At 61.9% G+C, this 14,293-nt stretch carries 9 protein-coding genes; 7 read left to right on the top strand and 2 right to left on the bottom strand.

Annotated features, from left to right (window positions below):
* Positions 1-188 precede the first annotated feature (188 nt).
* The 7 genes from prsK (at position 189) to QWY84_RS06050 (ending at position 11,270) form a co-directional block, all read left to right on the top strand.
* Positions 189-2,309 carry an XrtA/PEP-CTERM system histidine kinase PrsK gene (prsK, locus tag QWY84_RS06080; RefSeq protein ID WP_290201561.1) on the top strand — a complete coding sequence of 707 codons (2,121 nt, stop codon included), beginning with the start codon at positions 189-191 and terminating at the stop codon, positions 2,307-2,309.
* Positions 2,306-3,673 carry a PEP-CTERM-box response regulator transcription factor gene (gene prsR / locus QWY84_RS06075; RefSeq protein WP_290201560.1) on the top strand — a complete coding sequence of 456 codons (1,368 nt, stop codon included), beginning with the start codon at positions 2,306-2,308 and terminating at the stop codon, positions 3,671-3,673. Before prsK ends, prsR begins: the two co-directional genes overlap by 4 nt.
* Positions 3,674-3,713: 40 nt before the next feature.
* Complete coding sequence (prsT, locus tag QWY84_RS06070) at positions 3,714-6,497, top strand: XrtA/PEP-CTERM system TPR-repeat protein PrsT (protein ID WP_290201559.1); 2,784 nt, start codon at positions 3,714-3,716, stop codon at positions 6,495-6,497.
* An 861-nt stretch (positions 6,498-7,358) separates the two neighbouring features.
* The gene (locus tag QWY84_RS06065) at positions 7,359-8,162 is read left to right on the top strand and encodes a DUF1194 domain-containing protein (protein ID WP_290201558.1); all 804 of its coding nucleotides are present in this window, start codon (positions 7,359-7,361) and stop codon (positions 8,160-8,162) included.
* A gap of 647 nt (positions 8,163-8,809) precedes the next feature.
* Complete coding sequence (locus QWY84_RS06060) at positions 8,810-9,553, top strand: PEP-CTERM sorting domain-containing protein (protein ID WP_290201556.1); 744 nt, start codon at positions 8,810-8,812, stop codon at positions 9,551-9,553.
* 289 nt (positions 9,554-9,842) lie between these two features.
* Positions 9,843-10,646, top strand: coding sequence for an NF038132 family protein (locus QWY84_RS06055; RefSeq protein ID WP_290201554.1), 804 nt, complete (start codon positions 9,843-9,845; stop codon positions 10,644-10,646).
* 282 nt (positions 10,647-10,928) lie between these two features.
* The gene (locus QWY84_RS06050) at positions 10,929-11,270 is read left to right on the top strand and encodes a hypothetical protein (protein ID WP_290201552.1); all 342 of its coding nucleotides are present in this window, start codon (positions 10,929-10,931) and stop codon (positions 11,268-11,270) included.
* Between the two features lie 87 nt (positions 11,271-11,357).
* Here QWY84_RS06050 and QWY84_RS06045 read toward each other — a convergent pair whose 3' ends face one another.
* Positions 11,358-12,647 carry a nucleotide sugar dehydrogenase gene (locus tag QWY84_RS06045; protein WP_290201551.1) on the bottom strand — a complete coding sequence of 430 codons (1,290 nt, stop codon included), beginning with the start codon at positions 12,645-12,647 and terminating at the stop codon, positions 11,358-11,360.
* Between the two features lie 104 nt (positions 12,648-12,751).
* Positions 12,752-14,146: a TIGR03013 family XrtA/PEP-CTERM system glycosyltransferase gene (locus QWY84_RS06040; RefSeq protein WP_290202688.1), complete on the bottom strand. Its 1,395-nt coding sequence runs from the start codon at positions 14,144-14,146 to the stop codon at positions 12,752-12,754.
* Positions 14,147-14,293: the final 147 nt, after the last annotated feature.

The raw sequence follows: 14,293 nt of genomic DNA, 5'->3' as shown, positions 1-14,293 counted from the left end.
AGGAGATTCGGTACGTGAGTTTACCCGGAAACAATGGCTCATTGCAGTATCGAAGCGTTCGCGTCGTGTAGAATGTCCGTTAAAGCAGAGCCTGAGGCGGGCTGCTGCTACGATCAACAAATACAACGCGCTCGGGGTGTGCGCCAAGTGTCTCGTTCTCCGTCGCACAAAGCCCGCGGGGGCAGCCAATGAGCGTCATTGGGCTCATCAGCTACGGCCTCGGCGCCGCGGCCTTTGCGTTCCTTGCGGTGCTGATGGTCACAAGCTGGCGCGGTGGGTGGCACGGCGTCCTCCTCGCCGGGGCATGCGCCGCGACCGCTCTATGGGCCGCCGTGCTCGCTGCCGGCGCCTGGACGCCCGAGCTGCCCGTTTTCTTCGTGGAGACCACCGAGCTGCTGCGTAGCGGGCTATGGCTCGCGTTTGTCGCATCGCTGCTCGCCCCGCTCCGGCGAGCGAGCCGCGCCATTCCGGTACTCCAGGTACTGGCCCTAGGCGGGCCGTCCGTGTTGCTGATCGGAATCAGCGCACACCGGATCATCACAGAGGGCGGCTGGCAACCTCTGGCCATGGGGGTGCACGGGCTGTTTATCACTGGCGGGCTATTCTCCGGACTGCTCGGCCTCGTGCTCCTCGAGCAACTCTACCGGAATCTGCCGCAGGATCGCCGCTGGGCGATGAAGTTCCTATGCCTCGGCGTCGGTGTCATCTTCGCCTACGACCTCTACCTGTATGCCGACTCCCTGTTGTTTCGGCAACTCGATATTACGGCGTGGCACGCCCGGGGCGCAGTGCAGGCGCTTGCCGTCCCGTTGATCGCCGTGGCCGCACAGCGCAACCGGGATTGGGCGCTGGCCGTGTTCGTCTCCCGACATGTGGCGTTCCACACCGCCGCCGTCGTGGGCGCCGGGGGATACCTGCTGCTCATCGCAGTCGGCGGCTATTATATCCGGGACTTTGGCGGGTCCTGGGGCGCATTCGCGCAGATCGTGCTCACGGTAGCCGCGGCTGTCGCGCTAATCGCGGTGCTCGCCTCCGGCGATGTCCGGGCGCGCCTGCGGGTCTTCTTGAGCAAGCATTTTTTCAGCAACAAGTACGACTACCGCGAGGAGTGGCTCCGGCTCACGCATCGCCTCGCCGAAGAAAACGACGGCCTTACCCCATATCAGCGCGCCATTCATGTGGTCGCAACCATCGTCGGCAGCCCGTCCGGCGTGGTTTGGCGCCACCAGGAGCTCGAAGGGGGATTCACCCCCATGGGGGCCTGGCGCACGGACGTCGCAGCCGACAGTACGATCGCGGATGACGCGCCCTTAGTGACCTTCCTGCGCACACATAAATGGATCATCGACATGGCGGAGTACCGTGATCGCCCGGAGCGGTACAACCACATGACTCTTCCGGCCGCCATCGAGAACATGGACAAGGCATGGGCGATTATTCCGCTGCTCCAGCAGGAGACGGTGACCGGATTCATTCTCCTGTCCCGGCCTGATGTGAATACCGAGATCACCTGGGAGGACCGTGATCTTCTCAAAACGCTCGGCCGCCAGATTGCCAGCTATCTCGGGCAATACGAGGACGCTCAGGCGCTGTCCCAGGCCCGGCAGTTTGAGGCATTCAACCAGCTCACGGCGTTCCTCATGCACGATCTGAAAAACCTTATCGCGCAGCAGTCGCTGGTTGTAAAAAATGCCGACAAGCACAAGCACAACCCGGCCTTTGTCGACGACGCCATGGAGACCATCGGCAATTCCGTGCGCCGCATGGAGCGGCTGCTGGAGCACCTGCAGCGCAGTCAGAAACGCGGTTTCACCGAGCGGGTGAACGTCGAGCGCCTGCTCAACGACGCCGCCGCGCGTTGTGGCGACCGCACGCCGCACCCGCACCTCGAGCTCGCCACGGAAGACCGCGTGGTCGAGGCGGACCCGGACGAGTTCGCCATGGTCATGGTCCATCTCGTCCGCAATGCCCAGGACGCCACCCCCGATGACGGCACGGTCACCGTCCGCGCGGAAGTTGCCGGTAACGAGATGATCATCGACGTCGCGGACACCGGTGCGGGTATGACACCCGAGTTCGTGCGCGATGAACTCTTCCGCCCGTTCACCAGCACCAAATCCAGCAAGGGCATGGGGATCGGTGCGCACCAGGCCCGCGAGTTCGCCCACCGGCTCGGCGGGCGCGTTAGTGTGGTGAGTGAACCGGGTGCCGGCACCCGGTTCCGGCTGACGCTGCCGGCCCGGCAGCGGGATGGCGAGCCTCACGCATCGATGAGCGACACGGCAGCACAGACAGGAGGAGCCCGGTGAGTGCACAAAAGCTGCTCATCGTCGAGGACGACCCCGGCATGCAGGCGCAATTTCGCTGGCACTTTGATCGCTACGAGGTGCTCTATGCCGAGGACCGTGAAAGCGCACTTGCGCAGTTGCGCCGCCACGAGCCCATGGTTGTGCTCCAGGACCTCGGTCTTCCCCCGGACCCGGACGGCACAAGTGAAGGCATGGCCACGCTCAGCGAGATCCTCAGTGCGGCCCCCCATACGAAAGTCGTCGTCGTTACCGGCAACGGCGATGAATCCAGCGCGGTCAAGGCGGTCGGCCTCGGCGCCTACGACTTCTACGAAAAACCCGTCGAACCCGACACGCTGAACCTCATCGTTGAGCGCGCCTTCCATGTTGCTGAATTGGAACGGCAGAATCGTGAGCTGCTGCGCACGCAGGGAACCGCCCTGGACGGATTCGCCACTGGCAGCCAGCGCATGCTCAAGATCTGTCGGATGGTCGAGAAAGTCGCCAACACCAACGGCAACATCCTCCTGCTCGGTGAGACGGGCACGGGCAAGGAAGTGCTTGCGCGTGCGCTCCACAGCCTCAGCGACCGGGCCAGAGGCAACTTCGTGGCGATCAATTGCGCCGCTATTCCGGAAAACCTCCTCGAGAGTGAGCTCTTCGGCTACGAGAAGGGTGCTTACACCGGAGCCCATCGGCAGACGAAGGGCAAGCTCGAGAACGCCGACGGCGGGACGGTCTTGCTCGACGAGATTGGTGACATGCCCATGGCGCTGCAGTCAAAGCTGCTGCGCTTTCTCCAGGAGCGTGTCATGGAGCGCGTCGGCGGGCGTCAGTCGATTCCGGTGGACGTGCGTGTGATTTGCGCGACCCACCAAAATCTCGGCCAACTCATCAAGGACAATGCCTTCCGCGAGGATCTTTACTATCGGATCAACGACATCGAGATTGCCATTCCGCCGCTGCGCGAGCGCGAAGGCGATAGCGTCTTTCTCGCGCGGATGTTCCTCATCCAGGAAGCGGAGAAGGAAGGCAAGGACGTGCGGGGGTTCACCGACGACGCCATCAATGCGATCCATGGCTACCAATGGCCCGGCAATGTGCGTGAACTTCAGAAAGCAATCCGACGGGCCGTCATTCTCACTGATGGTAAGTTGATCGACAGTGCCGACCTCAGCCTCGCGGAACCGGACGGAGGGGTCGGCACCCTCCCCCCTTTGAATCTGCGGCAAGTGCGTCACGAGGCTGAACAACGAGCTTTGGAGACGGCGATGACGCATGCCAACGGCAACGTGTCCAAGGCGTCGGAGCTTCTGGGGGTCTCGCGCCCCACACTGTACGACCTGATGCGCAAGCACGGCGTCAAGGCCGGCGCGGATACCTGAACGGCAAAAGTCAGGGCGTTCGTCCTGTAAACGGAGTGAGATGATGCAGCAAGGAATTCGATACTGGCTCGGACTGGCCTCGCTGGCCATTATAGTCACTGGTTGCGGCGCCCAAGGGGTTGACGAACTCATGGAACGCGCCGCCGAGATGCGCGAACAAGGGCGCTACCAGTCCGCCATTGCCGACTACCGGGAGGTGCTGGAAGAGAATCCGGACAACGCCGAGGCACGCTACGGGCTCGGCGTCGCCTCGCTACGCCAAGGGGAATACGGTCGCGCTGTGGACGCGCTCGAACGCGCACGTGCCGGCGGCATTTCCGCAGACCGTATTGACCCCAAGCTCGCCCGTGCCCTGATCTGGGACCGCCGCGCCGAGGAAGTCCACGCACGTGTCAGCATGGACGACCTCACCGACTCTGACGCCCGGGCTGATCTTGAAGCACTCATCGGTGAAGCACACCGTCAGACCGGGAATCAGCAGGCGGCCCGACGAGCGTTTGAGGATGTGCTTGCCCGGGACGATGACCATGTCACCGCCTTGGTCGGTCTGTCGCGACTGGCTGCCAACGCCAATCGTCCGAGCGACGCGGCAGACTTTGCCGAGCGCGCCGTAGCTGCCGACGAGCAATCACCTGCTGCTTGGCTTGCGACCGCCAACGCCGCCCGCCTCGCGAACCGCCGCGACGACGCGTTGGCCGCATATGAGCGCGTTCTGGATTTGCCTTTCACAGATATCTCGGTGCAAGAGCAATTCAACGCGCGCGGCCAGTATGCCCAGATTCTTCTCGCCGAAGGACGTCAGGACGAGGCCAAGGAGCATGTGGAGACCATGCGCCAGCAAGGCACCCGCCATCCGTATGCCAACTATCTGGCAGGGGTGATCGCCTATGGTGACGGCGATCTCGATACGGCGAAAGAACGTCTGCAGACGGTACTCAGCAATGCCCCGAACAACATGCCGGCGCAATTCGTCTTGGGTGCCATTCGCCTTCAGGAGGAGCAATACGCACAGGCAGTCAATCTGCTCCAAGACGTGGTCTCCGCCCAGCCAGCGAATGCACAAGCGCGCGCGATGCTCGCCACGGCTCACCGCGGCATGGACCAGGGTGAGCGGGCCAGTCGCGTTCTCGCTGAGGGTATCCGTCATGTGGCGGATGACAGCGAGGCGCTGGCTCTGCTCGCGCGCGCGGCAGGCGACGATATAGAAAGCGTCATCGCCAATCTCGACACACCAGACCCGGGCAATCCGGAGACACAGCGTGCGCGACTGCGCTTCGCACGGACGTTGATGGGCCAGGGCGCTGCCCAGCCTGCGCTCGCGCTGCTGGAACAACCGGGGCTTGCCGGTGGTGACGACGAGCTCATGCGCCGGCAATACCTCGCGCTAGCCGCGCTGCGCGGCGGGGAAACGGACCGTGCCGTTCAGGAGGCTGAGGCCCTTGTTGACAACTATCCCGAAAGCGCCCCGGCACACAACGTCGCCGGCGGCGTCTACATGGCGCTTGAGCGTTTCGACGAAGCTCAGGCCGCTTTTGAGCGCGCAAGCGAGCTGGCACCTGACAGTGCGCAGGTCGCGTTCAACATGGGGCTCCTGGCGCTGTCACAAGACAACGCCGAGGGGGCGGTCAGCCATCTCGAACGAGGACTCCAGATCGCGCCCGACAACCTGACCGCTCTCATGGCACTTGCCGAGGCACACAATCGCCTCGGCAACACCGCGGACGCTATCAACGCCCTTGAGCGCGGGGCGACCGCTGCTGAAGAAGCTGTCCAGCCCTACGTCGCCATTGCCCGGTTACAACGCCGCGAAGGCAATCTCGAGGCAGCACTCGCGGCAGCCGATAGGGCTGTGCAGCGCGCTCGCCGCAACCCACAAGTCCTTGCGCTTCAGGGGAGACTTCGCCTCGAGGCCGGCCAAGCCGAGGCCGCGGTCGACAGCCTACAGGCGGCGGTCGACGCCGCGCCTGACTCGGCCGAGCTGCGCTTCCAGCTCGCGCAAGCACAGAGTGAAGAGGGTGATACGCAGGGCTCGCTAGCGACTCTCAAGGCGCTGGTCGCTGACCGGCCGGAGTTGATCCAACCGGCCTACACATTGGCCATGACGCAGATCGAGCAAGGCAACTACGAAGCTGCCCTGGAGACCGCGCACGCGCTCAAGGAACAGGACAACGGCACAGGTCCTGGGAATCTTGCACAAGGCCACGCCTTGTCCGCCGCGGGCGAGCACGAGGCCGCCGCAGCCGCTTACGATCGCGCCGTCGACGCGGGACAGCGTGACGCCCTGGGCCCGCTTGTTACGAGCCGTAACGAAGCGGGCATAGACAACCCCGCCGCGCCACTAGAGCGGTGGCTTGAGAACAACCCGGACGATAACGGCAGCCGGATGTCATTAGCCCAGTGGTACGTGCAGCGCGGCGACTATCTGGAGGCCGTACCACATTTCGAGGCGCTGGCAGAGGCGACTAACCACGACAACGCATCGATACTGAACAACTTGGCCTGGAGCTATCACGAGATCGACGATGATCGCGCCCTGGAGACGGCCCGAGCGGCGCACGAACTCGCACCCGACAGTCCGGCCGTCACCGACACTCTCGGCTGGATCGAACTCCAGGCGGGCAACGTGGAGCGGGCTATCGAATTGCTTTCCAATGCCGTCGAGCAGGCCCCCGACAATCTGGGCATTCGCTACCACTATGCGGCTGCGCTCGCCGAGAGCGGTGAAACGGGGCGCGCGCGAGAGCAGCTCCGTGAGGCGCTCGATACGGACGAGCCCTTCCCGTCGCGCGAACAGGCACATCGTCTGATGGAAGAACTCGAGTAAATACCACCAGCTCCACGCGACGCGGGGCTCGCCTTCGCTCACCACTGGCACCGCAACGAGGAACGGCGGCCAAGGGCCGCCGTTTTCAAGCCGGACCAAGCCGCGTTATCAGCTTATGGCCTAGCGGCGCCGCGCCACGATCCGAAATCCGACTAGGCTTGCGCCCAAAAGGACGAGGCACCCGGGCGCCGGCAGCGTCCCGATCGCCACCAAGACAAAGTCGGTTTTCTCCGGGCTCTCCGCCTTGAAAGTGTCGGCGAGAATTGGATCTGTGAGAGACATGAATGAACGCGTCGGGGGCCGAGAGCAGGGTGCGTTGCTCGCCGTGCCCTCCAAAATAGCCCGTAGTGTCTCGGCCGTTCCTGCACAGGAACCACTGGCGTCAACGGCCAGGGCCTATGAGAGAGCGCCACCAGGATTTCCCGTCCTGTAAGCGACCCACTTGCGGTAAGCCGCTCGGTTGAACCCCTGATGCCGTCTTCTCGCCCGCCCTCGCCGCGTTGCCGCCTGGGTGCGCCACCCCGCCCGCGCTCACGTGCAGCTATCCTTCAAGGTTTCCGAAGTGCGGAGGCATGCCCCGTGCCCGGCCCGGCCAATCAGGCAGCTATTTGGCGGATCGTCGAAACACATTACACCAACGAGCCGTGCCGGGCTGAGTGAATCGATAAACTATATGATTTATAGAGCAATTATCGATTGTGCATGTTAATTGCAATCTAGGGGTTGTAACCGTTGCCGGGGTTCCCGAGTCCATGGGGATTCCGACGGTTGGCCGGCGCCAAGGGTCGCCGGCTCGAATGGTCGAAAGCGTTTACGGTAGGGCGTGCAGTCTCGCGCCAAAATCAATAAGGGGAGAAGAATATGCGCCGCAAGGTATTGATATCATTTGTCTGTGCTTCGGCAATGTGGGCGGGCACCGGCCAAGCAGTGCCTGTGGACTTGGAACTTGCGCTTCTCAATGACGTGTCGGGCAGCGTCGACAGCAACGATTTCGCACTTCAGCGCAACGGCTATGAAGCCGCTTTCCGTGACGGCGACATCATATCCAAGATCATGGATGGCTCGATCGGATCGATCGCGGTCACGCTGGTCGACTGGTCCAGTTCCGCGAGCGTGGCCGTGGACTGGACCCAGATCAGTGACGCAGCTTCGGCCAACGCTTTCGCCGACGCAATCGCTGAAGCGCCACGTGGCGGTAGCGGCACAAGCACCGGAATGACCAATGGCTTGAACTTCGGCGTCGATCTGTTCACGGACAATGGCTATGAAGGCACGAGAAATGTGATCGACGTTTCCGGCGATGGCTCGGAGAGCGTTGACTGCATTTACTCGTCCCCCGTATGTGAACCGCTCCAGGCCGCACGGGATTCGGCCCTGGCCAGCGACATCGATACCATCAACGCGTTGTGGATCGACGACCGGGAGTTCTTCGGCGATGACCCAAATGACCAGATCAACGCACTGGACTATGGAGCGACCAACGTCATTGCCGGCCCTGGCGCGTTCCAGGACATCGTTCAGGACTTTAACGGCTTCAGCGACGCCATCAGCGCGAAGATTCTGCGCGAGATCGATCCCGAGGTATCGGTGCCGGCACCCGGCGCCCTCGGCCTGATGGGGCTCGGGCTGTTCGGGATGCTGGTTGGCGCCCGCCGCAGGCGCTAGAACAGGTAGTCGCCTCAGCGTTCATCAGCCCCGCCCTGCGCGGGGCTGTTCTTTTTCCAGGCACTGAAGCGGTCGTTGCACGCCAGCCATTGTCAGTCGAATCATGCCTACGGAGACGATGTCACGTGAAGTGGTCAACGTGTCCGACAAACTTGGATTTTGCTGCTGGGAATATCCTTGCAATATTTAGCTAGCCTGACTTCAAGTGATGCACGTCGAGAGCCCTGTCGGACCGCTTGACAATGTCCCGTGGGCGTCGTCTGGGCACGGGGTCATCCAACATGAGGGCTCTGTTGCTCCCGAAAACGGACAGGCAGGCCCGACGACGATATCGTTCACCGTCCGGGCAGAGCCCGCCACAGGCGACATGATCATCGACGTCGACGAGAAGGGTGCTGGCATGAGGCCGGAGTTCACGGGTAGACGAACTCTTCCGCCCCGTCACGAGCACCAAAGCCCGCAAAGGCACGTGTTCCGGTCAGGTCACAACCGAGACTCGCTATTCTGCGTAGGTTAACGGACGTCGAATTCCTTGACACAGACTCTATAAAAGCCGAACCGCCGGCGATCTATGCTTTTGTATTCATTAAAACAACGGTGAACTGGCGAGGCTCTTGCATACATAGGCTCGGATATAGGATGCCGCTGTGCTTACATTTTTCCGGCAAAGCATCCGGGAGAAGGCGCGAAAACGGCATCCCGAGTTCGGAATCATTATGAATCTGGGCTTTGCGGGAGCAATCAGCATCATGAAAGCATGGCAATCAGTTCTCTCAACGGCGGCGATCAGCAGCGCGGCACTCGTGTCAACAGCAGCGTTCAATAACGCCGACGCGACCACCCTGTTCTGCAGCGACGCGGAACAAACAGACGGGATCTCTGTGTCGGACATGGCCTATGATTCAGCCGACGCAAACGATTGCTATGGTGTGGTCGTAGACAACGTCAATGACCAAACCGACGTCGACGCGATCGTCAGTACCAAGTGGGGCACCGGTTGGACGCACTTGATCCAGGGCGACAGCTCGGGGGAAACCGGCGAACTCAACGGCTACACGTTCACGCTCGACTGGGATGGAAGCGACGACGGGACTTGGTCGTTGAGCGCCACGGGAACGCCGTTGCCGGCTGCGTTTGATTTTGTTGCGGCGCTGAAGGGCTCGAACAGATATGCGCTGTGGCTGTTCGAGGACCTCGTCGTGAATACAGATCCGACCGATGGAACGTGGGAGATTGCCTATACGAAAAACGGCAACATCCCGGATCTATCCCACATCACGTTGTTTGCACGCACGGGGTCAGTGCAAGTCCCCGAACCGACGATGCTCGGCCTGCTCGGCCTCGGCCTGCTAGGGCTAGGTGTCGCAGCACGGCGTAGGCGCCGCGGCTGACCGGTTAATTATCCGAGGAGACCTCAGTTCCGGCCGATGCCGACCTTCGACAAGCCGTATTTAGCCGCTGAAAAGTTATTGGATCAACGTTTCCTTTACACCAAGAAATGGCACCACATGACGTGGGGACTGAAAAGACCACAAGATACGGGTTATTAACTCTCCTTCTTTCGGAACGACTTTTGCAAGGATCTGATGCGCATCCTATAGCGAGGATGCCTTTCGCTCAACACCGTTAAGCAGTTTAGATGGTTTTCAGCCAAACGGTGGTGAAGAGGAGGGGTACCAAATGAGTAAAAGAGCTCAGTGCGGCGTGAGTATCCTTGCACTGGTTGCTGCGGCCGGCTTGACCGGGCCCGCAATGGCGGACCCTGTAAATCTGTCCGACTGGACGACCGTAGGCAACAGCGGCACCTCCGGGGCCGACGGAGCGGTAGATCTGTCACCGTTCGCGAGTAGCGAGTACGGTTGGATTTCCACCGACGACGGTGCCGATATGGATGGACTCGGTGTTGAAGACGAGACCACCGGCTCGACGATTACGTCACCCACCTTCTCCGCGGACGCCGGTGACGAGCTGGATTTCTACTTCAACTACGTCACATCTGACGGTGGTAGTTACACAGACTACGGCTGGGCGCAAGTCCTTCCTGTTGGTGACGATCCGATTCAGCTGTTCACGGCGCGCACGAATCCGGATGGCGACACCGTACCGGGTTTTGGTCTGCCGGAGCCCGATGTCGACGTGACCTTGGATCCGGAAGATACCCCGGTCGTTTCCGGGGCGCCGCAGTGGTCTCCACTCGGTGACTCCTCAGGAGATTGTTGGGACGACGGCTGCGGGTCTACGGACTGGGTCAACGCTTCGTTCCTGTTCGATCAGGCCGGCGAGTACTCGCTGCAGTTCGGTGTCGTAAACTGGGCCGACACGGCTTATCAATCCGGACTAGCCTTCGATGGTGCCACGATTGGAGGCGCAGACATCGGCGATGATCCGGCACAAGTCCCCGCACCCGGGGCCTTAGCGCTCATGAGCATCGGCCTCGCGGGTATTGGCATGGCCATGCGTCGCCGCTGGACCAGCCGCCAGTAAGCCGAAGCAGGAAGTAAACACGGACGGGCGAGCCGCGCCAGCGATTGCGAGCATCCCTGGCGCGGCTCAGTTTCTCACGGTCCTTAAACGCTGGTGTTCGAGGTCTTTGAGCCGCTAAAACCATATCTTCCCACTTGGAAAGATATGGTTCCCCGCTGAAGGTCCCTTAGACCGGCAACTGCAAGGTCTTCAACACCCGCGGCCTCGCCATTCACGGCAACGTGGCGGTTCCGCTTGCAACATGGTACCAACGCCCGGCCCTCGTCCGGCGGCCTCTAGGGTATGGGGAGGACGGAACCAGGGGCATGGTTTACCGCTGGTACCGACTTGCTCTCGGGCTCAGTCGATAACTACAACAAACTGAGCTCGTTTAACGGCGAGGACCTCGTCGGCAACGTCACCGGTAGTGATGTACTGGAGAGCCCGAATGGGGACCAGGGCGTCGAAGGGACCCTGTACGTCAACATCATCTCGACCGGTGCACTCGACTGCGTGATTGCGACAGCCTCGGAGTTCGTCTTCAAGTTCAACAACATCGCCTTCAACGAGACGGTTCCCGCACCGGAGCTGGGCACGATTGCCCTACTCGGGCTCGGACTGCTTGGACTCGGCGCGGCCCGCTGAGCCCGCCATCAGGCGTACCTTCACTAGAACGACGTAGCCGCTGCACCAGGCCCGCCGCCCACGGTGGCCCTGGTTTCCCACGGCCGCTCACAGGCGACCGTCGACCTCCTCTCGCGGGAACACACCCTTGATATCCAGCAGGCACGCTCCTGGTTTCATGTAATAGCGAATACCGGGCGCACCTCGATTCACGAACTCGCGATGGCCGACCGCCAATATCGAGGCATCATACACAGCCGCCTCCGGCTCCCGAATCGGGGTCAGGCCGTACTCATTCTCGGCTTCAGTGGGGTCTACCCACGGGTCGTGCACGTCCACCTGGGCATTGAAGCGCTTGAGTTCCTCGATCACGTCCACGACCCGGGTGTTACGCAGATCCGGGCAGTTCTCTTTGAACGCAAGTCCGAGAATCAAGACGCGCGCACCGACGAGGGTCTGACCGCGCTCGGCCATGAGCTGCAACAGTTGTGTGGCCACAACACGGCCCATCCCGTCGTTGATCCGCCGCCCGGCCAGGATCATTTCCGGATGATGGCCAAGCTCCTGGGCCTTGTGCGTGAGATAGTACGGATCGACACCAATGCAGTGCCCCCCGACAAGCCCGGGGCGGAAGGGCAGGAAATTCCATTTGGTACCGGCCGCCTCAAGCACGGACAAGGTGTCCAAGCCCATGCGACCGAATAGAATGGCGAGCTCATTGACCAGCGCGATATTGACGTCACGCTGGGTGTTTTCAATGACCTTGGCCGCTTCGGCCACCCGGATACTCGTCGCCCGATGGGTCCCGGCACGGATTACGCTCGCGTACAGCGCATCCACGAACTCGGCCACTTCCGGTGTAGACCCCGAAGTGACCTTGACGATATCGCGGACCGTGTGCGCCTTGTCGCCCGGATTGATGCGCTCGGGGCTGTATCCGGCAAAGAAGTCCTCGTTGAAGCGCAGCCCTGAGCCCCGTTCGAGCACCGGCACACAGTCCTCTTCGGTCGCCCCCGGATAGACGGTGGACTCGTAGATCACGACATCGCCCGGCTTCAGCGCGCGGGCCACGATTTCGCTCGCACGCACAAGCGGCCCGAGATCGGGGCGCTTGTGCTTATCGATCGGCGTCGGCACCGTCACCACGAACACATTGCATGCGTCGAGATCCGTCGATTCCGCCGTGAACCGGAGGTTGCGCACCTCATCAAGGCTCTCCGCACTCACTTCGCGTGTGCGATCCACGCCTTCGCTAAGCTCACTGATGCGTTGGCTGCTGACATCGAACCCCGTCACTGGGTAACGGTCGGCGAAGGCCACTGCCAGCGGAAGCCCCACGTAACCAAGGCCGATCACGGCGATGCGGGCATCCGGCAAGGTTGGGATGGTTGCGGGCATGCAAGCTTTCCGTGTTGGTTGGTGCCCGATTGGGCAGTCTAGAGGTGCCGGCAGGAAGCGGAGGTCTCTCCCACGGAATCCGGGATTCCGCCGTGACTAATCGGTCAACGCGCTCCTTTACCGAACAGAACCACCTGGACGGTGTCCAGCAGTATCATGATATCCAGAAACAGCGTGTGATTCTTGACGTAGTAGAGGTCGTACTGGAGCTTCTGCCGGGCATCCTCCACGGACGCGCCATACGCGTACCGCACCTGCGCCCAGCCAGTAATCCCCGGTTTAATGCTATGGCGAACATCGTAGTAGGGGATCTCCTCGGCAAGCTCGCGCACGAACTCGGGGCGCTCCGGCCGCGGCCCGACGAAGCTCATATCGCCCCGGAAGACGTTGAAGATCTGCGGCAGCTCATCAATGCGCAATAGGCGGATCACGCGCCCTACGCGAGTGATCCGGTCGTCGTCGCTCGTCGCCCAGCGCGCCTTGCCGTCTTTCTCCGCATCGTTTTTCATGCTGCGGAACTTGCGAATCGTAAAGACTCGTCTTCCCTCGCCGACACGTTGCTGCTTGTAGAAAACCGGTGAGCCCATCGTCGCCAGGATCGCGATCGCGGTGAGCAACATGATCGGTGCGGTGACGAGCAGTAGCCCTCCACTAGCGAGAATATCGAACGTGCGCTTGACGATATTGCGCAGGCTGCCGCGGCGAAACCCTTCGCTGAAGATCAGCCAACTCGTGTTCAGCGACTCCACACGGATTTGACCCGTCTCGCGCTCAAAGAAGTCCGTAAGATAGGTCACACGCACCCCGTGCAGCCGGCATTCAAGCAGTTCTTCGACGGGAAGGCCGCCGTTGCGCCGATCCCGCACGCCGACGATGATCTCGCTGATCCCGTAACGGCGCACTAGGGTCCACAGGGTCTCCCCCGCCTCGCGTCCGACAAGTCGGCGTGCAGGGACATAGTGGCTTTCTTCGTTCGCCGGCACGAAACCGACAACGTCCATCCGGCGCGCCGACGGCTGAGCCTGCACGATCTCGTCGACACGGGCAGCCCGTGAACCGGTGCCAAGGACAAGCACTTGCGGCCGGAACACCTTCGCGCCCTTCCAGCGAAACACGACCGCCCGCTCGAGCGAGATCACCGCCAACGCCCCTGCGACCCCGATGACGCCAGGCATCCCCAAAACGGCCAAGGTCCCGTCAAGCTCACGCGAGAGGAAATCGACAACACCGAAGCCCAAAGCGGCCGCGACGATCAGCCGGATCAATGTCGTCTTCCAGCCCTCGATCGAGGATTGTCCGTAGACACCAAGCAGGCTCATCACGAGCAGCATGGACCCGGCGAGCATAAACGATTCAAGCGCAAGCCGGTCGGCTGTCGCCGTGTAGCCGAGATCGGCCCACACGATAGCGGCCAGATACACGGACGCGGCAAGGATTAGCGCCTCGAGCACCGCGATGAACAGCGTATTTCGCGGCACGTAGTGACTGAATAGCCGTATCATTATTCAACGTTCCTTTTTGTTCTTGCTCCCTGCCACCCTGACCCAATGCCACCCCCGCCCCGAAGCAAGCGGCAAGTCGGCACGCCCCCGCAGACGGGCCGGCTTGAACGGGGCCACGTTGGGAACCCTGAAACTGGTCAGGCT

The organism is Aquisalimonas lutea, assembly GCF_030409225.1.
GTDB lineage: Bacteria > Pseudomonadota > Gammaproteobacteria > Nitrococcales > Aquisalimonadaceae > Aquisalimonas > Aquisalimonas lutea.
The sequence above is the reverse complement of the archived record's forward strand: the minus strand, read 5'-3'. Positions and strand labels throughout refer to the sequence as shown.